Raw genomic sequence first — 20700 nt, 5'->3', positions numbered from 1 at the left:
TCCGGCCGCGCTCCGTTACCGCATGCGATGGGTTGACCGGTGCGATCCACGGCGTTCAAGGCCAGGGGCATCAACAACGCCCCGAGTGCGCCCAGCATCGCTGCCGCCCCCACCAAATTCACTACCGAACGCGCAAACATCCCTTGTCAGCCCCTCTGACGACGCTTCCTTGAGAGGGAGTCTAAACACACTCCAGCGAACTATTCTAGTTAGCCAGCGAGATGCGCACCACAGCTTCGAGAACTATCCCGACCGTGCAATTCTGGCAAATTTCGCGGCAAAACCAGCTCTGTACAGGTATTTGCCCAAGTAACCAGGACCCGACGGTTTGCCGGCGACTCTGGGCGTCAGATCTGGGCCGAAAACTCAGCTATCGTTATCGCGATCATCGGGCTATTCGGCGGGAGTACAGACAAACGTGCAGGTGACCACACCGGCGGGCGCAGCCCGTCGAGACGACGCGCTCGGCAGTGCGACCCGGTGACCGGGTCCCGGCCGAACGTCTGCGTCAGCACCTGCTCAACGCACTGGATCGCACGTCTCGGCCGATGACCACCGCACAGCTACGCGACGACATGCACGAGCACTTCCGCGCACCGGTCGTGATCGAGTCCGTGTACCGCAATCTCACGGTGCTCGAACGGCGCGGCGTGGTGCAGCGCCGCAAGCTCCAGGGGCGCGACGCCCACTGGAGCCGGACAGCCGATCAGGCGGAGATCTGAACAAACCCGCCCGGCGTGACGCGGGTCCGGTAGACGGGGATCGACACGGCGTCGTCGTCGAGACAACTGCCGTCGTCGAGCGCGAAGGCCTGCTTCTTGATCGGCGACTGCACGGTCGCCCGGCCGGCCCGGTCACCCACGATCCCGCGGGAGATCACCGCCGCACCGGAGAACGGGTCGATGTTGCCCACCGCATACAGCGAGCCGTCGTCGAGGCGGAACAGGGCCGCCTGTGAACCATCGGGCAGCAGCACCGCCACACCCCGGCACGGCATCAGGAAGTCATACCGGCACGCCGTCGTCCACTCCCACGGAGTCGAGGCGTGAATGTCCTTGTGGTCGTCGAGCAGTGTCATTTCGCCTCCTGGATGATCGACGGCATACCCAAACTTGTCGGCACCTTCCGGCCACCGCGCTCGGTAAACGTGACGGTCGGGTCGTCGACGTCGGGTGCGTTGACGAACGACACGAAGCGTGACAGCTTCTCCGGGTCGTCCAGCACGCCCTTCCACTCGCAGGCGTAGCCGGCGACGTGGCGTTCCATGGCCGCCTCGAACTCAGCGGCCAGACCGAGGGAGTCGTTGCAGACGACCTCGCGCAGGTGGTCGAGCCCACCATCCATCGCCTCCAGCCACGGCGCCGTGCGCTGCAGACGGTCCGCGGTGCGGATGTAGAACATCAGGAACCGGTCGATGTACCGGATCAGCGTCTCGTCATCCAGGTCGCCGGCCAGCAGCTGGGCGTGCCGTGGCGACATGCCGCCGTTGCCGCACACATACAGGTTCCAGCCCTGTTCGGTGGCGATGACGCCGACGTCCTTGCTCTGCGCTTCGGCGCATTCCCGGGCGCATCCCGAGACCGCCATCTTGATCTTGTGCGGTGACCGCAGGCCCCGGTACCGCTTCTCGATCTCGACGGCCATGTTGACCGAATCCTGTTGGCCGTAACGGCACCACGTGCTACCGACGCAACTCTTGACGGTGCGCAACGACTTGCCGTAGGCGTGCCCGGACTCCATTCCGCCCTCGACCAGACGCGCCCAGATCTGCGGCAACTGCTCGACCCGCGCGCCGAACATGTCGATGCGCTGCCCGCCGGTGATCTTGGTGTAAAGGTCGAAATCCCTTGCGATCTCGCCGATCAGGATCAACTGTTCCGGAGTGATCTCACCGCCGGGCGACCGCGGCACCACCGAGTAGCTGCCGTTCTTCTGGATGTTGGCCAGGAAGTGGTCGTTGGAGTCCTGCAACGAGGCCTGCTCGCCATCGAGTACGTGGTCGGAGCTGGTCGAGGCCAGGATCGACGCGACGGTGGGTTTGCAGATGTCGCAACCCTTTCCGGTGCCGAACTTCTCGATCAGGCCGGAGAAGGTGCGGATCTCGGTGGCGCTGATGATCTCGAACAGTTCGGCGCGCGACTGACTGAAGTGCTCGCACAGGGCCTTGGACTGCTCGACACCTTCGGCCTCCAGGAGCTGCTTGAGCAGCGGCACACAGGAGCCGCACGAGGTGCCGGCCAGCGTGCACTTCTTCAGGCTGGGCACATCGTCGCAGCCGCCGCAGATGGCTTCCTTCAGATCACCCTTGGTGACGTTGTTGCACGAGCAGATCTGCGCGATGTCCGGCAGCGCGGCCACGCCCAGCGCGGACGCGTCACCGTCCCCGACCGGGGCGATCAAAGCCAGCGGGTCTCCGGGGAGTTCGCTGGCCACCATCGGCCGCAGCACGCCGTAGGCCGATGCGTCACCGACCAGGATGCCGCCCAGCAGCGTCTTGGCGTCATCGGAGAGCACCAGTTTGGCGTAGGTCTGTTTGACGGGGTCGTTGACCACGACCTCCAGGCAGTTCGGCGTAACCCCTTTGGCATCACCGAAACTGGCGACGTCGACGCCCAGCAGCTTGAGCTTGGTCGACATGTCGGCGCCCGGGAACTCGGCCTCACCGCCCAGCAGCCGGTCGGCCACCACCTCGGCGGTGGTGTAGCCCGGCGCCACCAGGCCGTAGCAGCGGCCTTCGATGGCCGCCACCTCGCCGATCGCGTAGATACTGGGATCGCTTGTGACACAGGACAGATCGGTCAGCACGCCACCGCGCTGCGCCATGTCCAGACCTGCCGCGCGGGCCAGCTCATCGCGCGGGCGCACACCGGCGGCGAAGACCACCAGCCCCGCGTCGATGGAGGTCCCGTCGTTGAGCGAGATCCGCATCGAATCATCGATGTCGGACTTGCGCAGCGGCTTGTGCCGCTGCGCCGGCTGAATGCTGTCAGTGCCGACAGCGGTGTGTACCTCGATGCCCAGGCTCCGCATCATCCGGTTCAGCAAGGTGCCGCCGGCCTCGTCGAGCTGCGCCGACATCAGGTGCGGTGACATCTCCAGCACGTGCGTGCGCAGGCCGAACTGCCGCAACGCGTTGGCCGCCTCAAGGCCCAGCAGACCGCCACCGATCACCACGCCCACCGGCGACTTCGAGTCCATGGCGCTCTTGGCACTGGCGCGGATCGCGTCGAGGTCATCGAGCGTGCGGTAGACGTGCACCCCCGGCAGGTCGCGCCCCGGCACCGGCGGCACGAAGGCGTACGACCCGGTAGCCAGCACCAGTGCGTCGTAGTCGAAGCTCTCGCCGGCGACGGTTCGCACCGTACGGGCTTCCCGGTCGATCTCGGCGACCGCACATCCCAGGCGCAGATCCACCCGGTCATCGCCGGCGTAGTCATTACCCGGCAGCGCGAGTTGGGCCCGGTCCCAGTGCTCGGTGTACGCGGTCAGTCCGACCCGGTCATAGGCTGCGTCAGCTTCCTCCGACAGGACGGTGACCCGCCAGGCGCCTGCGGCGTCACGCGACCGCAACGCCTCGACGAAGCGGTGCCCCACCATGCCGTGTCCGACGACCACGACGTTCTGTGTTGACGACATACGGCGAGGTTAGGAACTCGAAGTTGCCGAATTGTCGCCCTGTGTGAACCGCCCGTCACGGTGTGCTCACGGTCCCCGCGACGCACATGTGAGGAAGCCCGGCAGTGAGGTCCAGCTAACCCAGCTGCCGAGCGATCGCGTGTCCGATGACCCGCGCCGCCTCGGCGAAACGTTGCGGATCCGGGCCCGAATAGTTCAGTCGCAGATACGGCCCGGACGGTTCGGCCGGAAACCATTCGTTGCCCGCCGCGACCAGCACCGAATCGGTCTCACACTCGCGCACCAGGCGCCCCAGGTCGACCGCATCGGGCAGGCGCAGCCACAGATGCAGCCCGCCGCGGGGCACGTGCTCGAGCTGAGCGCCGGGAGCGTACTCGGCCAACGCAGCGATCAGCAGGTCGCGCCGCGCCTGCAACTGCTGACGCAAGTCGCGCAGGTGGGTACGCCAGGCCGGTTGGGTGACCACATCGAGTGCGGCGACCTGCAACACACCGCTGACATACATCGACTCCGCGCCCCGGTCGGCCAGGAGCCGGTCGCGGGCGGGACCCCTGGCCACCATCGCCGCGACCCGGATCGACGGCGACACACTCTTGGTCAGCGACCTCAGATAGATGACGTGCCCGGCGTCATCGGCAGCCGCGACCGGCCTGGAGGTGCTGTCGATGCCGAAGTCGCGCGCCCAATCGTCCTCGACCAGGAAGGCACCGTGGCTGCGCACCACCTCGAGCACCTGGCTTGCCAGCTCAGGATCCCATTGGGCGCCAGTCGGATTGGCGTAGTTGGGTTGGGCGTAGAACACCCTGGCACCCGTTTGGGCGAAAGCCCGCGACAGTTCCTCCGGCTCAGGTCCGCGCGGTCCACTCGGCACCGGGACCAGCCGCACACCGCACTGGGCCGCAGCCAGGATGGCGCCCCAGTAGCTGGGCGACTCGATCAACATGGGCTGCCCGAACCCGACCAGGGCGCGACAGATCGAACTCAGACCGCTCTGACTGCCGGGGAGCACGATCACCTCGCGGGCCGTCGGCGGTGTGACGCCCGCCCCGAAGGCCTCCGCCAGCTCCTGAGCGAACCAGGCCTGCAGGTCCGGCCGGCCGGCCACGCCGGCAGGACTCAGCGCGGTGTCACCGCGGGCCGCCCGCGCAAAGGCCGGACGGACCAGCCGCTGGGGAAGAAGTTCGCGCTCGGGATAACCCGAGTGCAGCGCGATCATGTCCGGCGCGACGCCGCGCAGCGGCGTCGACAGTGCGGGGATGCGGGCCTGCGGCGATCCGAGTGCAGCGGTCTGCCAGCCGTAATCGGGCAGGCGCGCGGCACGCACCGCCCGCACGAACGACCCGACCCCGGGCCTGCTCTCCACCAGCCCCAGGCCGCGCAACGCGCGCATGGCCTTGGCGACCGTCACCGGGCTGGCCCCGTATTCGGCCACCAGGGACCGGTTGGAGGGCAGCTGCGCGCCCGGTGGCGCGGTGGTGATCCACTTCCGCAGGCCAGACACGATGCGCTCAGTGCTATCGTTGTCCATGTTGATACAGAGTAGCGCTACTCCGAATAACCCGTCGGCGCTATCCCACACCGGGTTGTGGTGGGGACTGCTCGGCGTCACCGCGTTCTCCTTCACCATCGTGTTCACCAAGGTGGCCATCGACGGGCTTTCCCCGCTGTTCATCGGGGCCGGCCGCGCCGTCGTCGCCGCCGCCATCGCGGGGGCCGCCCTCGCGCTGACCCGGCAGACCCGGCCCTCGCCCCGGCAATGGGCCCGGCTGGCCGTCGTGGCGGCCGGTGTCGTCGCAGGCTTTCCGCTACTGACCTCCTACGCCCTTACCGTCGTTCCCGCCAGCCACGGGGCCATCGTGGTCGCACTGCTGCCTGCCGCCACCGCGGTGTGCGCGGTACTGCGCGGCCATGAGCGTCCCCCGGTCGCCTTCTGGACCATGGCGGCAGCCGGGGCGTTGGCCGCGGTGGTGTTCGCGATGGTGCACGGCTCCGGGTTCGGCCACCTGAGCTGGCCGGACCTACTGCTGTTCGGCGCCGTGCTGGCGGCGGCGGTCGGATACGCCGAGGGTGGGCTGCTGGCGCGGGAACTGGGTGCCTGGCAGACGGTGTCCTGGGCGTTGGTGATCGCGGCGCCGGTGATGCTGGCGTTGACGGTGCTGGACATGGCGCAGCATCCGCCACACGCGACGCCTGCGCAGTGGGCCGCGTTCGGTTACCTGGCCGTGGTCAGCATGTATCTGGGGTTTTTCGCCTGGTATCGCGGCTTGGCCATCGGGCCGATGACGCAGGTGAGCCAAGTCCAGTTGGCCCAGCCGGTGATGACCATCGCCTGGGCGGCATTGTTACTGCACGAACGGCTCACCTGGACGACGGTGGCCGGGGGCGCCGTGGTCATCGGCTGCGCCGCACTGGCCGTCCGCATCCGCTTGAAACCACCCCGCCTGCGGTGACACCTATGCGAAAGTCGGTAGAATCCAATGGCCTCCACCGACTTTCGCCCGAGTCAGAGGTTCACCGGGTAGTCCGAGGTGTAGACGTCACCGCGAATGCGGCCCGGTGCCGGTGGCCCCTCGACAACCACCCACGCCTGCGTAGCGTCCGAGCTCAGGGGCCCGGCAACCGTGACGGTCGCCGTCCCACTGGCATCGGTATGCAGCACCGCGCCCGCCACCCCGGGATCACCGGCGTTGCACGTCGCCACCGACGGTCGTGGCAGCTGAATGAGCCTGACCCGGTAGTCGGTGTAGGGGGTCGCCGACTGCAGCATCACCTCGGCACCCACGTGCGAGCCGTCGGCGCCGATGCTGGCGTGGCCGGAGCCGGTACCCGAGCCCATTCCGCCGAGGAACAACGCTTTCGTGAAATCACACCCGCGGATGGAATTCGACAACGGCACCATCGTCGTCGCCGACGCCGGCGGGCTGCCCACCCCACCGAGTACCACCCCACCCGCTGCCGCCAACGTCACCGCGCGTCTCGTGCGCCAGTCCATCGCATGCACCCTGCCTGCTCGACGTATCAGTGCGTCATTATTGGCACAAATCGCACGTCCAGAAGTGGCAGTTCGCACAAATCGCCGACGGCTACCGCCAGCGGCCGAGCACCTCTTTTGCCCGCGCGCTCAGCACGGCCTGCAGGAACGGGCCGAAAGTGATGCGCCCGACGCCGGCGGCCGTGAGCTCGGCGAGGTCGGCGGTATCGGGGGGAACGGTCACACTGACCGGAAGGGGCACCTCAGACACCAAGCGTGCCAACGCCTCCGGGTCCCGCAGACCGGGCGGGAACAGCGAGTCGGCACCCGCGGCGGCCGCCTCGGACAACCGGGCGATCGCACGATCCACACGGTCGGTTTCGTCTCCCTCGTTGCGCAGGAACAAGTCGGTGCGCGCGTTGATCACCACGTGCACACCGGCGGCGTCGGCTGCCGCACGCAACTGCCGCACCAGCTCGGCGTGCTCGGCCGAGCTACGCAGGCGCTTGCCCTCCCGGTGCACGGTGTCCTCGATGTTGAGCCCGACCGCGCCGACGCCGAGCAGTCCCTCGATGAGCCGCTCCGGCCGCTCGCCGTAGCCAGACTCGATATCCACCGAGACCGGCACGTCGACCGCGTCGGTGATTTGCCGCACCCGGGTCAGCAGATCGTCGAACGACATCACCTCGCCGTCTGCCTTGCCGATGGAATCGGCCAGCGGATGGCTGCCCACGGACAGGGCCGAGAAGCCCTCACCGACCACCAGCCGGGCCGACCAGGCATCCCACACCGTGGGCAACACAACGGGGTTGCCGGGCTGGTGCAGCGCCAGCAACGCCGCCGCCCGCTGCTGCAACGTGGTCTCACTCATAGATCCTCCGGGTGCTCAGATGTCCTGCTCAGGTGTCATTCGGCCAGATGAGAAGCCGGCGAAGGCCAGCCTACGACCCGGGTTCCGGTCGGTGATTGCGAGCGCTCGGCGAGGCCGCCGCGGACGTGATGCGCATCACGTCGCGATCGTGATGTGGCTAGCATTGGTTGTCGTACTGTGAGCCCTGACACCTTCAGCCCGAGGAGGTCACTTGTCCACCACCACCGAGTTCTCCGAACTCCACAACCTGATCCGCGACATGCGTCGCTGTGTCACCACGTTGGCGTCGAAGTACGGGGATTCCCCCGCGACGCGCCGCGTGGTGAACGACGCCGAGCGGATCCTCAACGATATCGAGCGGTTGGACATCGACGCCGAAGAGTTGGAGATGCGTCACGGCGTGACACGCCAACAACCGGCCCGCGAGAAGATCGGCATCCCCGACACCCAATACGGAAGCGAGTTCTGGCAGGACGTCGCCGACGAGGGTCTCGGCGGATACCGCTGAGCTCACGGGCGTCTGACGCCCGAGAAAACAACTGAACCTCAGAAAGGGAACCGTGAGCGCACCCACCGCTGACCGTCGCGCGACCGGGGTCTTCTCGCCGACACGAGCGCAGATCCCCCAACGCACCCTACGGACCGACCGGTGGTGGCAGGCACCACTATTGACCAATCTGGGGCTCGCGGCATTCGTCATCTATGCGACGGTCCGGGCGTTCTGGGGAAGCGCGTACTGGGTAGAGGACTACCACTACCTGACGCCCTTCTATTCGCCGTGCGTCAGCACGGCGTGTGCGCCCGGATCGAGCCACCTCGGTCAATGGGTCGGCGAGCTGCCCTGGTTCATCCCGATGGCGTTCATCTCGCTGCCGTTCCTGCTGGCCTTCCGGCTGACCTGTTACTACTACCGCAAGGCCTACTACCGGTCGGTCTGGCAGTCACCGACCGCCTGCGCAGTGGCCGAGCCACACGCGAAATACACCGGGGAGACCCGTCTTCCGCTGATCATGCAGAACGTGCACCGGTACTTCTTCTACGCCGCGGTGCTCATCTCACTGCTCAACACCTACGACGCGATCGTGGCGTTCCACTCGCCATCGGGCTTCGGATTCGGCCTCGGCAACGTCATTCTGGTCGGCAACGTCATTCTGCTGTGGGTCTACACGGTGTCCTGCCACTCATGCCGTCATGTCACCGGCGGCCGGCTGAAGCACTTCTCGAAACACCCTGTGCGCTACTGGATATGGACACAGGTGAGCAAACTCAACACCCGCCACATGCTCTTCGCCTGGATCACGCTGGGCACCTTGGTCCTCACCGACTTCTACGTCATGTTGGTGGCCAGCGGCACCATTTCTGATCTCAGGTTCATTGGCTGACCTCGGTTGACCGAGTTTCTTTGGCCGACAAGTACGTACACGCGAGAAGGCGAGTGGAATCAATGAGTGAGCTGGAACGGCACTCCTACGACGTGGTCGTGATCGGTGCCGGCGGAGCAGGTCTGCGCGCGGTGATCGAGGCCCGCGAACGCGGTCTGCGGGTAGCGGTGGTGACCAAGTCGTTGTTCGGCAAGGCCCACACCGTGATGGCCGAGGGTGGCTGCGCGGCGGCCATGCGCAATGTCAACACCAAGGACTCCTGGCAGGTGCACTTCGGTGACACCATGCGCGGCGGCAAGTTCCTCAACAACTGGCGTATGGCCGAACTGCACGCACAGGAAGCCCCAGACCGGGTCTGGGAACTGGAAACCTATGGGGCGCTGTTCGACCGAACCAAGGACGGCCGGATCAGCCAACGCAACTTCGGCGGGCACACCTACCCGCGGCTGGCGCACGTCGGTGACCGTACCGGCCTGGAGATCATCCGCACGCTGCAGCAGAAGATCGTCTCGCTGCAGCAGGAGGACAAGAGGGAACTCGGCGACTACGAGGCCCGGATCAAGGTCTTCCACGAATGCTCCATCACCGAGCTCATCAAGGACGGTGACCGGATCGCGGGCGCCTTCGGCTACTACCGCGAGAGCGGCAACTTCGTGTTGTTCGAAGCCCCGGCGATCGTGCTGGCCACCGGCGGTATCGGCAAGTCCTTCAAGGTGTCGTCGAACTCGTGGGAGTACACCGGCGACGGCCACGCGCTGGCGCTGCGCGCCGGGTCCGGCCTGATCAACATGGAGTTCATCCAGTTCCACCCGACCGGCATGGTCTGGCCACTGTCGGTCAAGGGCATCCTGGTCACCGAGGGTGTCCGCGGCGACGGCGGGGTGCTCAAGAACTCCGAGGGCAAGCGGTTCATGTTCGACTACATCCCCGCGGTGTTCAAGGGCCAGTACGCCGAGACCGAGGAAGAAGCCGACCAGTGGCTCAAGGACAACGACTCGGCACGGCGCACGCCTGACCTGCTGCCCCGCGACGAGGTGGCCCGCGCCATCAACTCCGAGGTGAAGGCCGGCCGCGGCTCGCCACACGGCGGCGTCTACCTCGACATCGCGTCCCGGATGCCGACCGAGGAGATCAAGCGCCGGCTGCCCTCGATGTACCACCAGTTCATGGAGCTGGCCGAGGTCGACATCACCAAGGACGAGATGGAAGTCGGCCCCACCTGCCACTACGTGATGGGCGGCATCGAGGTGGATCCCGACACCGGTGGTGCGGCCACGCCGGGGCTGTTCGCTGCGGGCGAGTGCTCGGGCGGTATGCACGGCTCGAATCGTCTTGGCGGCAACTCGCTTTCGGATCTGCTGGTCTTCGGTCGTCGCGCCGGTCTCGGTGCGGCCGACTATGTGGCCGCGCTGTCCGAACGGCCCAAGGTGACGGAGGCCGCGCTCGTCGAGGCCACCGAGCTGGCGTTGGCACCGTTCGAATCTCACACGCATCCGGAGAACCCGTACACCCTGCACGCCGAGCTCCAGCAGTGCATGAACGACCTGGTCGGCATCATCCGCAAGGCCGACGAGATCGAGGAGGCCCTGGCCAAGCTCGCCGAGCTGCGCACGCGCGTACACAACGTCAGTGTCGAGGGCGGGCGTGTCTTCAACCCGGGCTGGCACCTGGCCATCGACATGCGCAACATGCTGCTGGTCAGCGAATGCGTGGCCAAGGCCGCGCTGGCCCGAACCGAAAGCCGCGGCGGACACACCCGCGACGACCACCCGGACATGGATGCCAACTGGCGCAACACTCTTTTGGTGTGCCGTGCGGCCGGCGACGATCAGGTGGTGCCGGACGTGACCGTGACACCCGAATCCCAGCTGCCGATGAGGGAGGACCTGCTGGCGACGTTCGAGCTGTCTGAACTCGAAAAGTATTACACCGCACAAGAACTGGCCGAACACCCCGATCGGAAGGGCTAAGATGGTTGGCTCCACCGGAAAATACACAGCGAACCTGCGCGTCTGGCGCGGAGACGATACCGGCGGCGAACTGCAGGACTACACCGTCGAGGTGAACGACGGCGAGGTGGTGCTCGACATCATCCACCGGCTGCAGGCCACCCAGGCCGGCGATCTCGCAGTCCGATGGAACTGCAAGGCCGGCAAGTGCGGATCTTGCTCGGCGGAGATCAACGGCCGCCCGCGGCTGATGTGCATGACCAGGATGTCGACGTTCGACCCGGACGAGACGGTGACCATCACGCCCCTGCGGACATTCCCGGTGATGCGCGATCTGGTGACCGATGTGTCGTTCAACTACGAAAAGGCCCGCCAGATCCCGTCGTTCACCCCACCCAAGGACCTGCAGCCCGGCGAGTACCGGATGCAGCAAGAGGACGTCGAGCGCAGCCAGGAATTCCGCAAGTGCATCGAGTGCTTCCTGTGCCAGAACGTCTGCCACGTGGTGCGTGACCACGAGGAGAACAAGGAGGCATTCGCCGGGCCACGGTTCCACATGCGCATCGCCGAGCTGGACATGCACCCGCTCGACGTACTGGACCGCAAGGACATGGCTCAGGACGACTTCGGCCTGGGCTACTGCAACATCACCAAGTGCTGCACTGAGGTGTGCCCGGAGAACATCAAGATCACCGACAATGCGCTGATCCCGATGAAGGAACGGGTCGCCGATCGCAAGTACGACCCGATCGTGTGGCTGGGCAACAAGCTGTTCAGGCGCTAGCAGCACCGCGTCTGCCATCGAGATCAACGACATGGTCGTTCCGCCGCGAACGGAACGACCATTTCGTTGTTTTGGCGGCGGAGGATGCCGAGTCAGCGGCGTACGCTCGAGAAAAGCAGCCAATCAGCGTCGAAAGGCAGCTCTATGAGCATGGGACAGACTCACAGCATCAACGAGATCCGGACGGCGATCCGGGAACTGTCGGCCCGGGCCGAACTGGCCCGTAAAGAGGGTCGCCCAGACGATGCCGGCGAGATCGAGCAGCGCATCGCCAAATACCGCGACGAACTCGCCGCACGCCCCTGACCCCGGCCGCCGGAGTCAGGCGCCGAGCTTACGGAACGTGCTGCGGTGGAAAACGATTGGTGCCACGTCGGCGTTGACCGTGATGTCATTGACCCGCAGCACCACGATGGTGTGATCGCCGGCCTCCACCAACTGCTCGATGGCGCTTTCCAGCCACACGCTGGTTCCATGGATGAACACCGCGCCGGATTCGCGTGACTCGGTCTCCAGGCCGGCGAACCGGTCACCGGTCTTGGCCGCCAGGGTACGAGCCGCCTCGTCATGGGATTCGCCGAGCACGCTGATCCCCAGCGACGGCAGATCCTTGAGCTTCGGCCAGGTGCTCGACGAGTTCTGCACGCAGAACGACACCAACGGCGGGTCGAGCGACACCGGCACGAAGGTGCTGGCAGCCAATCCGACCCGAGTGCCCGCTACCTCGGCCGCGATCGCAATGACACCTGACGGAAAGTGGCCGAACGCTTCACGCAGCGACGTCGGGCTCAATTCTGTTGCACTCATAGCACCTCCATCTTCACACAGCTCCCTGTCCCTGCTCAGCCCACCGGTCCACTGGCCGGTAGGTTGGCGTCCATCATGTGGATTCCGCTTCTGGTGATGGCCGCAGCCGTCAGCCTGGAGCCGTTCCGCATCGGAATGACCGTCGTGATGCTCAACCGGCCACGACCTCTCCTGCAGCTGCTGGCATTCCTCATCGGAGGTTTCGCGATGGGCACGGCGGTCGGTTTGATCGTGTTGTTCATGCTGCGGCCCGCCCTGGGGTCGGCACATTTCACCCTGCCCCGGGTCCAGTTGGCGGTGGGGGCGCTGGCCCTGATGGCTGCGGCCGTCCTCGCCATCGGAAGGCCCGCCCGCATGTTCGGTCCGCGACCTGACCGGCAACCCGGACCACTCGTGACGCGCCTCAAGGAACTGCTGGGCGGCCATTCGCTGTGGACCGCGAGCGCCGCTGGACTCGGCATCGCCCTGCCATCGGTCGACTATCTCGCCGCGCTGGCGCTCATCGTCGCCTCCGGCGCCGCGGCAGCCACCCAAGTGGGTGCGCTCCTGCTGTTCAACGTGGTGGCGTTCGGTCTCGTCGAAATCCCGCTGATCTCGTATCTGGTCGCGCCCGAGCGCACGCGCGCCGGCCTCGCCGCACTACACGACTGGCTGCAGACACAACGCCACCGCAAGGTGGCCGCCGTAGTGGGCACGGTCGGCTGCGTACTCCTGGCGGTAGGGTTCGCCGGCCTCTGAACACCAAGCCGGTGATGCCGGCGTCGCTCAGGCGTCCAAGCGCGTGAACTCGTCCTGCCGGTACTGCTCGACACACGCCGCGCGGCGGACCTTGCCGCTCGTCGTCGTGGGAATCGAGCCCGGGGGGACCAGGACGAGATCCCCGACATTCAAGCCGTGCGCGTTGGATATCGCGGAGGTGACGTCGCTCTTGATCTCCTTGAGCCAGTGCACCGCCTCCAGCGGGGACTCGCCCCGCTTCTTGACCTCGATCACGGTCACCAACTTCTCGGTGCTGTTCAGCGGAACGGAGATCGCGGCTACCCGGCCGCCCGTGATCTGTTGGACCGTCGCCTCGATGTCCTCGGGGTAGTGATTGCGGCCGCGGATGATCAACAGATCCTTGATGCGCCCGACGATGAACAGGTCGCCCCCGGAGACGAAGCCCAGGTCACCGGTTTTCAGCCACGGTCCGTCCGGGGTGCCCGGGGTGGGCTCCACCAGGGTGGCGCCGAAGCACTGCTGTTCCTCCGGCGATCTGCTCCAATAACCGGCGGCGACGTTCTCGCCGTGCACCCAGATCTCACCGACCACATCCTGGGCGCATTCGCGCTTGGTCTCGGCGTCGACGATGCGAACCGCAGGCGACCGCGGCAGGTCGTATCTGACCAGCGAAGAGCCCTTTCCGGCTGGGCACCGCCGAACCCGGCCCGCCGACAGTTCGTCGACGTCGAACGCGACGGGCTCCGACGACTCACTCCACGTGCCGGTCGCCACGAACACGGTCGCCTCGGCCAACCCGTAGGACGGACGCAGCATGTGATCCCGGAATCCGAAGTGGGCGAACCGATCTGCAAATCGTTCCAACGTGGCGGGCTCGACGCGCTCGGCGCCGTTGATGATGCCCACCACGCCGCTGAGGTCCATCCCGGCAAGATCGGCGTCCTTGGTCTTGCGGGCAGCCAGGTCGAAGGCGAAGTTCGGTGCCGCAGAAAAAGCCCGGGGATGCTCAGCGAGCGCCTGTACCCACCTCGCCGGGCGTTCCAGAAACGCCAGCGGGCTCGTCAGCACCGCGCGATAGCCGCTCAGGATCGGGGCACAGACGCCCAGCACCAGGCCCATATCGTGATAGAAGGGCAACCACGAGACAATCGTGGCGTCTTGGATGGACCCGAGTTGGGTGTCGGCGAAAAAGCCCCGCATGAGCTGTTCGAAGTTCGCCTGGACGTTGCGGTGCGAAATCATCACCCCGGTGGGCAACCTGGTCGAACCCGAGCTGTACTGCAAATACGCCGTGGTGGGGAATTCGACTGCGCCGCTGTCGAACCCGGCCGGCCCGTCCTCGGCGTCCAAGTTCAGCGAATCGATCGCAACGATCTTCGGCGCGGTGTTCATCCGCGATTGATCCACGTAGTCACCGACGTCCTCGGCGACCGCGGAGGTCGTCAGCACGACCGAAGGCTTCGTATCCACGAAGACCGAACTGACCCGGTCATGGCTCGAACCGCGATGAGGCAAGGGAAGCGGAACCGCCACCAACCCCGCCTGCATCGCGCCCAAGAACGCCAGGATGTACTCGAGGCCCTGCGGGGCCAGGATCACCGCCCGGTCCCCGACCGACCCGTGCAGGCTGATTTCGCGTGCCGCATTCATCGTCCGGTGCGAAAGCTGCGACCACGTCAGCGTCTCGACGACGCCCGCCGGGTCGGCGGTGTAATCGGTGAAGGTGAAGGCAACGTCGTCAGGGCGCAAACTGGCGCGTCCGTGCAGCATCGACAGAATTGATGACTGGGGGCTAGGCATCACATCACGTCCGTAACTGGTCGAATCAATCGGGTTGGAGAGGGCGTCAGCCCGCGCCGTTCGGGTTCAGCACCGACAACGCCGCATTGGCCAGCTCCGACATCGGGTCGGTGCCGCCACCGAAGGTCGCCTCGTTGGCAGGAGCGGTGACCTCGGCCGGGTCGAACCCGTGTACCGGGTCCACCGTGACCGGCGCGGTTGCTGGATCGTCGTTTCGCGAATAACCGGCATCCACCATGGGCAGCAGTACCCGGTCCAGCTCGTTGAGTGTGTGCTGGTCATATCCGAGGTACTTGAACGGCAACACCAGCGGCAGGTGTTCCTCGGGCACCAGGTACGTCGTCGTTGTCGCACCCTTGGAGTTGACCGTCGTCCTGATGTTCTGCGGCGGAACGTTACTCGGATTGGTGAACGCGATCGCGGTGTGACCGGTGGCCAACCCGGCGATCGCGTTGATGACGCTCATCCAATTGTCCGGCCGGTCCGGCCAGTCCGCGATGCTGTCGTAGGCGGAGATGAACTGGTCGGTGTGGTACTGGCTCTCCACCGGCGCCGGGATGCGGTAGTCCATGAACGGCACGACGCTGCCGACGGGGAAGTTCTGGGTCAGGAAACTCTCGCCGAAGGGATGCTTGGCGATCGGATCGCCGAATGTCGCGAAGCTCAGCTGGTCTGGCGGCGGGGCACTCGGGTCGTTGGCCAGGCGCGCCTTCACAGCGTTGAGCACGAGCGCGCCCTCGGACAGCCCCATCGCTGTTCCTTTGCCGCCGTTGCGGATTGCCGCGTCGAGGTTTCCCTCGCCCTCATCGACCGACTCGCCGATGCTGGGCCCGTCAAGGCCGATTCCCGGATAGAACCGCTCTCCGACCGCACCGATGCCGGGGAACAAACGTTCCAGGGTATGGCCCTGAACCTGGCCCGCCGGGTAGTCGACCTTCGTTCGCTTCATCCCGGGGAACCAGTGCTCACCGGTCATCCGGATGTACTCGTCGTAGGGGATCCCGAGAACGTGCGCGCCGCCCAAGGCGAAAGCGGTCCCGGGGTTCGACGGCGTCGGTGCGGCCGGGCCGCCGGGCGGAGGCACGGGCGGCGGGGCGTCATCGGCCCACGCGTTCCCGACGACGCCGAAGGATCCGGTGACGCTGGTGGTCATCAGCAAAGCAAGTCCTGCAAGGAGTTTCTTCATCTCCACTCCCGATCACCCCGGTTCGTTTCGTAGTTTCACACACATCACGCGTGCGCGCTCACCCGTGCTCACGTGCGCAACCTCCCGCCCGCGGCGCGCGAGGGCCACCAGTTCGCCTTACCGATCAGGGCCGCGATGGCCGGCACCGTGATGGTGCGCACCACAAACGTGTCCAGCAGGATGCCGACCCCGATCATGAAACCGCCTTGCACCACTATGCCGATGGAAGAGAACATCAGGCCGGCCACCGAGGCGGCGAAGATCAGACCCGCGGCGGTGATCACGCCTCCCGTCGAACTCAGGGTGCGGATGACACCGAAGCGCGTGCTGTGCGGAGACTCGTCGCGCAGACGCGACACCAACAGCATGTTGTAGTCGGCACCCACCGCGATGAGCACCACGAACGCGAGTGGGGGCACGCTCCAATGCAATTGCTCGCCGAGCAGGTTCTGGAACACCAGGACACTGATACCCAACGCCGCGAAGTATGAGACCAACACCGACCCGACGAGGTAGAGAGGTGCCAGAATCGAACGCAACAGCAACATCAGGATCGCCAGGACCACGACGAGGGTCGCGATCATGATGAACTTGATGTCCTGCTGGTAGTAGTCACGCGTATCGCGAAGTGCGGCCGGGAAGCCACCCATCGAGATCTCGGCGTCAGCAAGCGTGGTGTTCGGCTGGGCACCCCGGGCGACGTCCTGGATCTGGTTGACCTGATCCATCGCCTCGGAGCTGAACGGGTTGAGCTCGGTCTGGACCAGATACCGCACCGAGCGGCCGTCCGGCGAAACGTATGCCGCCGAGGCCTTCTTGAACTCGGGCATGTTCAGCACCTCGGGCGGGATGTTGAACCCCGCCTGTGCCGGATCGGTCGCTTCATTGCGCATCGTCAACAGAAATGACGAGGCCTGGTCCAATCCGGAGGAGATCACCTTGATCTGCTTGACGAGTTCGTCCACGCCGCCGGCGACCTCCCGGCTTCCGCCGGCCAGGCGGTTGGCACCTTGCTGCAGATCCTTCAGGCCCGACTGCGGGCCACCGGGCTTGTTGAGCCCCATGGCTTTGACGGCCTTGTTGACGCTGGCCAGTGCCGCGTTCAGCTTGGTCACCGTGGAGTTGACGGTCTGCTTGTCGTCTCCCGCGCCGTTCAACTGGTGGGCGAGATCGTTGATCTCGTTGAGGCTGCCGCCGTTGTTCGCGTCGACGAGTCGCTGAAACTGGACCCGGGTTTCCGCGCAGGACGGGTTGTTGTCGCAGACCGCGTTGTTCTGTAGCGCCGCCAGGACAGGCTCGATCCAGCCGAAGATGTTCTTGACCGCCGACAGGTTGTATCCCATCGCGTTGGACAGCGCATTGATGCTCTGCACGAGCTTGGCCGCGGTTTCGACGTCCTTCACCAGTTTGTCGCCACCGTATTCGGTGCGCACCGACGAGAAGGTGTCGACCACACTCTGCAGACTGGGCGCGATCTGGTTGATCTGAGCTCGCACCTGCGCGAGGCTGCTGGCCAGCGTATTGGCCCCGGCGGCCAGTCGATTGAGGTCACTTGAGCGCTGGTCGATCTGCTGGGAACCGTCGGCCAGCCGGGTACCGACGATGCCGGCCTGGAACGTGGCCCGGAACTCGGCAGGCACCTCGCCCAGGGGCCGGGAGATGCCGCTGACCAGGCCCACGTCGGGCAGCTGGGCTACGCGCGAAGCCATCTGCTCCAGGTCCGCCATGCCTTTGGGGGTGCGCAGGTCGTGCGGAGACTGGATCAGGATGTACTCGGGAATCGACTGACTGATCGGAAAGTGACGTTCGACCGCGGCGTAGCCGACCGAACTCGGGGCCGACGCGTCCACGACCTTGCGATCGTCATAGTTGTACTGGGCGAAGATCGCGGCACCGGCCAGCAAGGCCAGCACCACAAGACTGGCGACGAGGTGCGGCACCGGTCTGCGCACGATGCGGATTCCCGACCGCCGCCAGAACCGGGAGGTCAGTTCGCGCCGCGGCTTGACCCATCCGCGTGGTCCGACCAGCGTCAGGATGGCCGGCAGCAACGTCAGCCCGGCCAGGTAGGCGACGGCGATACCGATCGCTGCGGCCACTCCGACCGTTCTGAACACGCCCATCTTGGTGAAGCTCAACAGCAGGAAGGTGACCCCCACCGTCGCGGCCGACGCCGTGATCACTTTCCCGATCGACAGCATCGCCGCGCGAACCGCCTGGTCGAAGCCATCCCCCGACCGCAGATAGTCGTGATAGCGGCTGATCAGGAACACCGCATAGTCCGTGCCCGCACCGGCCATGATCGCGCTCAGGAACACGACGGACTGATTCGAGACGCCGGCACCGGTCAACGCGGAGAACCCCGCCACCAGTGCCTGCGCGATGAGCAGGGACGAGCCGATGGTCACCAGCGGCAACAGCATGGTGACCGGACTTCGGTAGACCACCAACAACACGGCCAGCACCAGGACCGCGATGGCGATCTCGATCGGCAGCCGATCGTTCTCCCCCGCGACGGTGAGGTCGGCGGCGGTGGCCGCGGGCCCGGTGAGGTGCACCTGCAGTGGGCTACCGGCCGTACTGAGCTTGACGATCTCGGAAACCCGGTTGAAGGAGTCGATGGCCCGCGGTGTGCCCAACTCACCGGCCAGCCCCACCGGGAGGACCCAGGTGGTCTTGTCCTTGCTGGTCAGAAACTGCCGCAGTTGTGGGGTGGCGACGAAGTCCTGCACGCTCTCGACGTCAGCGACGTCGTCGCGCAGCGCGTCCACCAGCTTGCGGTAGGTCGCCTCGTCAGAGCGGTCGAGCCCGTTCTCGTTGATCAGGGCCACCAACAGCAGGTCGTTGTTCCCCGATTCGTGGAACGCCTCGGTCATCTTTTCCGCGGTGACACTCGACGGTGCATCGCTGGGCAGGATGGCGAGCGGATGCTTCTGGGCCATGTCGCTCAGCGACGGACATGCCAGCGGCAGAGCCACCAGCAGTGCCGCCCAGACCCCGATCACCGCCCAGGGCCACCGCACCACGAAATCGGCTAGCCGTCGCATCTCGTCCTCACCCTCGCGCCCAAGTTGCGCATCGCATCGATTTGCTCGCCGCTACGCGACGCGCCCCCAGTGCCCGCTGTCAGCAACCCGCGAAGCCACCGACCTCATTGCGTCCATGTACCGCGTGACCGATTTCTTGGCGACCGCATTGTCCGGATGCATGATCGCCATCACCGTGCCCTCGCCGTACCTGAAGATGTAGATCGTCAATTGGTACGAGAACCGATTGTCCGGGTACATCCCGATGTTGTTCGCGAGGCCCAGATCGCCTGCAGCGAGGATAGCGTTGAGCGGTGCTGCACCGCCGTGCAGGAAATTGGAAACCGGGAAGTTCGGCTGCGGCCAGTTCAACCACGGCGCCAACTCCAACACGCGGTAGTACGGCACCCTCGCCATGTCCAGACCCGAATCGAATGACGCCTGAGCCGCGCCGGCGGCGTCGCTGAAAGAGGTCGCCGCGACGGGTACGACAATCGGGATCAGGCCGGTAAACCACCCTTGCGTCATGAAATTGTCGCCCGCCGTACGCGAATCTCTCGGCGTGAGACCGTAATAGGTGAGTGCACCGGTGAACTCATGCTCGACCAGACCAAGGCAGGCAAACAATCCGCCGACGAAACGGGCGCCCGCGGCCGCACATGCCGCATCGAAGCGCTCCGTCTGCGGTGTGTCCATCAAAACCTGAGAACTCCAGGCACTGCTCAATGACTTGTCCGGATTACCAAGCGGCAGTGGGAATTCCGGGAAACCATCACGATTGTTCTCGGCGAACTCGATCCATGCGCGCACACCTGCCGAATCCAGCGTCAGGGCCGACGTGTACTCGCGTTCGCGGACACAGAAATCGTCGAAGCTTCCCGCTTCCGGCAGCTCGAGTGCCTGGCCACTGCCGCTCATCGCCGAATACATGCCATTGGCTTCCATCATCGTCGTGCCGATCAAGGTGGCGTCACCGTGCACGTGATCCATGGCGGCAAAGAACGTGAAATGATTCTCGTTCTGAATAATGCCGAAAGTGAAGCAGCCCCACTCCAGTGGGTTCGGTATCCCCACGACGTGATCGCGTATTTCGTCGACGGTCATGTGGCCCTGATCGACCGGCATGAACTCGATTTCCGCCGGATCTTCGATTGCATGTCTAACAAATTTGCCGTCGTCGGTCTGTTTGAACCAACTGCGGAACGTGTCGTGCCTGCGCAGGTAGGAGTTGACCGCATGGTCCATCGCTGCGATATCACACCGTCCAGGCACTTCACAACTGGCGATGATCTGGCGCGAGAAGTTAAGCCCCGCAGAGGTTCTGTCACAGTAATTCTTAAGATGTTGGCTCTGCATGTAGCTAACCGGAACCTCGCTCAGTGGAGCGCGGTTCGCAGTTTCCTGAGCCGCTGCCGTCGGATGCCAGGAAGTTACCGAGCCCGGACTCAACGTCCATTCCTCAAGTGCCCCAACAGTTATCTTGCCAATGCGCAAAGCGTTGCCCTCCCAGTTTGGCCGCAATGGCCGTGATCTTGCCCAACATACCCCCGGCCCCCCGGCAACTGCCC

General features: G+C 65.5%; 18 protein-coding genes. 8 read left to right on the top strand and 10 right to left on the bottom strand.

All coding sequences use genetic code 11. From position 1 onward, the window contains the following. Positions 1-470 precede the first annotated feature (470 nt). Positions 471-722, top strand: coding sequence for a helix-turn-helix domain-containing protein (locus BKG60_RS06270; RefSeq protein ID WP_070188150.1), 252 nt, complete (start codon positions 471-473; stop codon positions 720-722). Here BKG60_RS06270 and nirD read toward each other — a convergent pair. The 3 genes from nirD to BKG60_RS06255 all read right to left on the bottom strand — a co-directional run bounded on the left by nirD (position 707) and on the right by BKG60_RS06255 (position 5164). Further along, entirely contained in the window at positions 707-1078 is a 372-nt protein-coding gene (gene nirD / locus BKG60_RS06265) for a nitrite reductase small subunit NirD (protein ID WP_070188151.1), read from the bottom strand. The genes BKG60_RS06270 and nirD overlap by 16 nt on opposite strands. Further along, positions 1075-3636: a nitrite reductase large subunit NirB gene (nirB, locus tag BKG60_RS06260; RefSeq protein WP_070945028.1), complete on the bottom strand. Its 2562-nt coding sequence runs from the start codon at positions 3634-3636 to the stop codon at positions 1075-1077. The genes nirD and nirB overlap by 4 nt, the downstream gene beginning before the upstream one ends. Positions 3637-3751: 115 nt before the next feature. Then, positions 3752-5164, bottom strand: a complete 1413-nt coding sequence (locus BKG60_RS06255) for an aminotransferase-like domain-containing protein (protein WP_075909399.1) — start codon at positions 5162-5164, stop codon at positions 3752-3754. Here BKG60_RS06255 and BKG60_RS06250 point away from each other — a divergent pair. Beyond that, positions 5163-6086 carry a DMT family transporter gene (locus tag BKG60_RS06250; protein WP_070945029.1) on the top strand — a complete coding sequence of 308 codons (924 nt, stop codon included), beginning with the start codon at positions 5163-5165 and terminating at the stop codon, positions 6084-6086. The two genes, BKG60_RS06255 and BKG60_RS06250, sit on opposite strands and share 2 nt — an antisense overlap. A gap of 53 nt (positions 6087-6139) precedes the next feature. On the opposite strand, the gene BKG60_RS06245 is transcribed toward BKG60_RS06250, so the two are convergent. Together BKG60_RS06245 and BKG60_RS06240 are read right to left on the bottom strand one after the other, a co-directional pair. After that, positions 6140-6628 (bottom strand): hypothetical protein, encoded by a 489-nt coding sequence (locus BKG60_RS06245; protein WP_070945030.1) that lies wholly within the window; start codon positions 6626-6628, stop codon positions 6140-6142. Positions 6629-6719: 91 nt separating this feature from the next. Further along, positions 6720-7478: an isocitrate lyase/PEP mutase family protein gene (locus BKG60_RS06240; protein WP_070189554.1), complete on the bottom strand. Its 759-nt coding sequence runs from the start codon at positions 7476-7478 to the stop codon at positions 6720-6722. A gap of 211 nt (positions 7479-7689) precedes the next feature. On the opposite strand from BKG60_RS06240, the gene BKG60_RS06235 reads away from it, so the two are divergent. The 5 genes from BKG60_RS06235 to BKG60_RS31380 all read left to right on the top strand — a co-directional run bounded on the left by BKG60_RS06235 (position 7690) and on the right by BKG60_RS31380 (position 11899). After that, positions 7690-7986: a hypothetical protein gene (locus tag BKG60_RS06235; protein ID WP_070189553.1), complete on the top strand. Its 297-nt coding sequence runs from the start codon at positions 7690-7692 to the stop codon at positions 7984-7986. Between the two features lie 52 nt (positions 7987-8038). Further along, entirely contained in the window at positions 8039-8860 is an 822-nt protein-coding gene (locus BKG60_RS06230) for a hypothetical protein (RefSeq protein ID WP_070189552.1), read from the top strand. 62 nt (positions 8861-8922) lie between these two features. Then, positions 8923-10830, top strand: coding sequence for a fumarate reductase/succinate dehydrogenase flavoprotein subunit (locus BKG60_RS06225; protein ID WP_070189551.1), 1908 nt, complete (start codon positions 8923-8925; stop codon positions 10828-10830). A gap of 1 nt (position 10831) precedes the next feature. Then, on the top strand, positions 10832-11593 hold the full coding sequence (locus BKG60_RS06220) for a succinate dehydrogenase/fumarate reductase iron-sulfur subunit (protein WP_070945031.1): 762 nt from the start codon (positions 10832-10834) through the stop codon (positions 11591-11593). 144 nt (positions 11594-11737) lie between these two features. Then, the gene (locus BKG60_RS31380) at positions 11738-11899 is read left to right on the top strand and encodes a hypothetical protein (RefSeq protein ID WP_110765255.1); all 162 of its coding nucleotides are present in this window, start codon (positions 11738-11740) and stop codon (positions 11897-11899) included. A gap of 15 nt (positions 11900-11914) precedes the next feature. Here the strand turns inward: BKG60_RS31380 and BKG60_RS06215 are convergent, their stop codons facing one another. Further along, entirely contained in the window at positions 11915-12400 is a 486-nt protein-coding gene (locus tag BKG60_RS06215; RefSeq protein WP_070189549.1) for a flavin reductase family protein, read from the bottom strand. A gap of 75 nt (positions 12401-12475) precedes the next feature. On the opposite strand from BKG60_RS06215, the gene BKG60_RS06210 reads away from it, so the two are divergent. After that, positions 12476-13138 (top strand): GAP family protein, encoded by a 663-nt coding sequence (locus tag BKG60_RS06210; RefSeq protein WP_070945032.1) that lies wholly within the window; start codon positions 12476-12478, stop codon positions 13136-13138. Positions 13139-13165: 27 nt separating this feature from the next. On the opposite strand, the gene BKG60_RS06205 is transcribed toward BKG60_RS06210, so the two are convergent. From BKG60_RS06205 to BKG60_RS06190, 4 genes are all read right to left on the bottom strand, one after another. Next, on the bottom strand, positions 13166-14920 hold the full coding sequence (locus BKG60_RS06205; protein WP_075909398.1) for an AMP-binding protein: 1755 nt from the start codon (positions 14918-14920) through the stop codon (positions 13166-13168). A 46-nt stretch (positions 14921-14966) separates the two neighbouring features. Continuing rightward, positions 14967-16106: an acyltransferase PE gene (gene pe / locus BKG60_RS06200; RefSeq protein ID WP_070189546.1), complete on the bottom strand. Its 1140-nt coding sequence runs from the start codon at positions 16104-16106 to the stop codon at positions 14967-14969. A gap of 68 nt (positions 16107-16174) precedes the next feature. Next, entirely contained in the window at positions 16175-19153 is a 2979-nt protein-coding gene (locus BKG60_RS06195; RefSeq protein WP_070945034.1) for an MMPL/RND family transporter, read from the bottom strand. A 51-nt stretch (positions 19154-19204) separates the two neighbouring features. Continuing rightward, positions 19205-20626: a condensation domain-containing protein gene (locus BKG60_RS06190; RefSeq protein WP_070945035.1), complete on the bottom strand. Its 1422-nt coding sequence runs from the start codon at positions 20624-20626 to the stop codon at positions 19205-19207. Positions 20627-20700 lie beyond the last annotated feature (74 nt).

This window comes from Mycobacterium syngnathidarum, assembly GCF_001942625.1.
Taxonomy (GTDB): Bacteria; Actinomycetota; Actinomycetes; order Mycobacteriales; family Mycobacteriaceae; genus Mycobacterium; species Mycobacterium syngnathidarum.
Note: the sequence above shows the minus strand (reverse complement) of the source record. Positions and strands in the feature narration are given on the sequence as shown.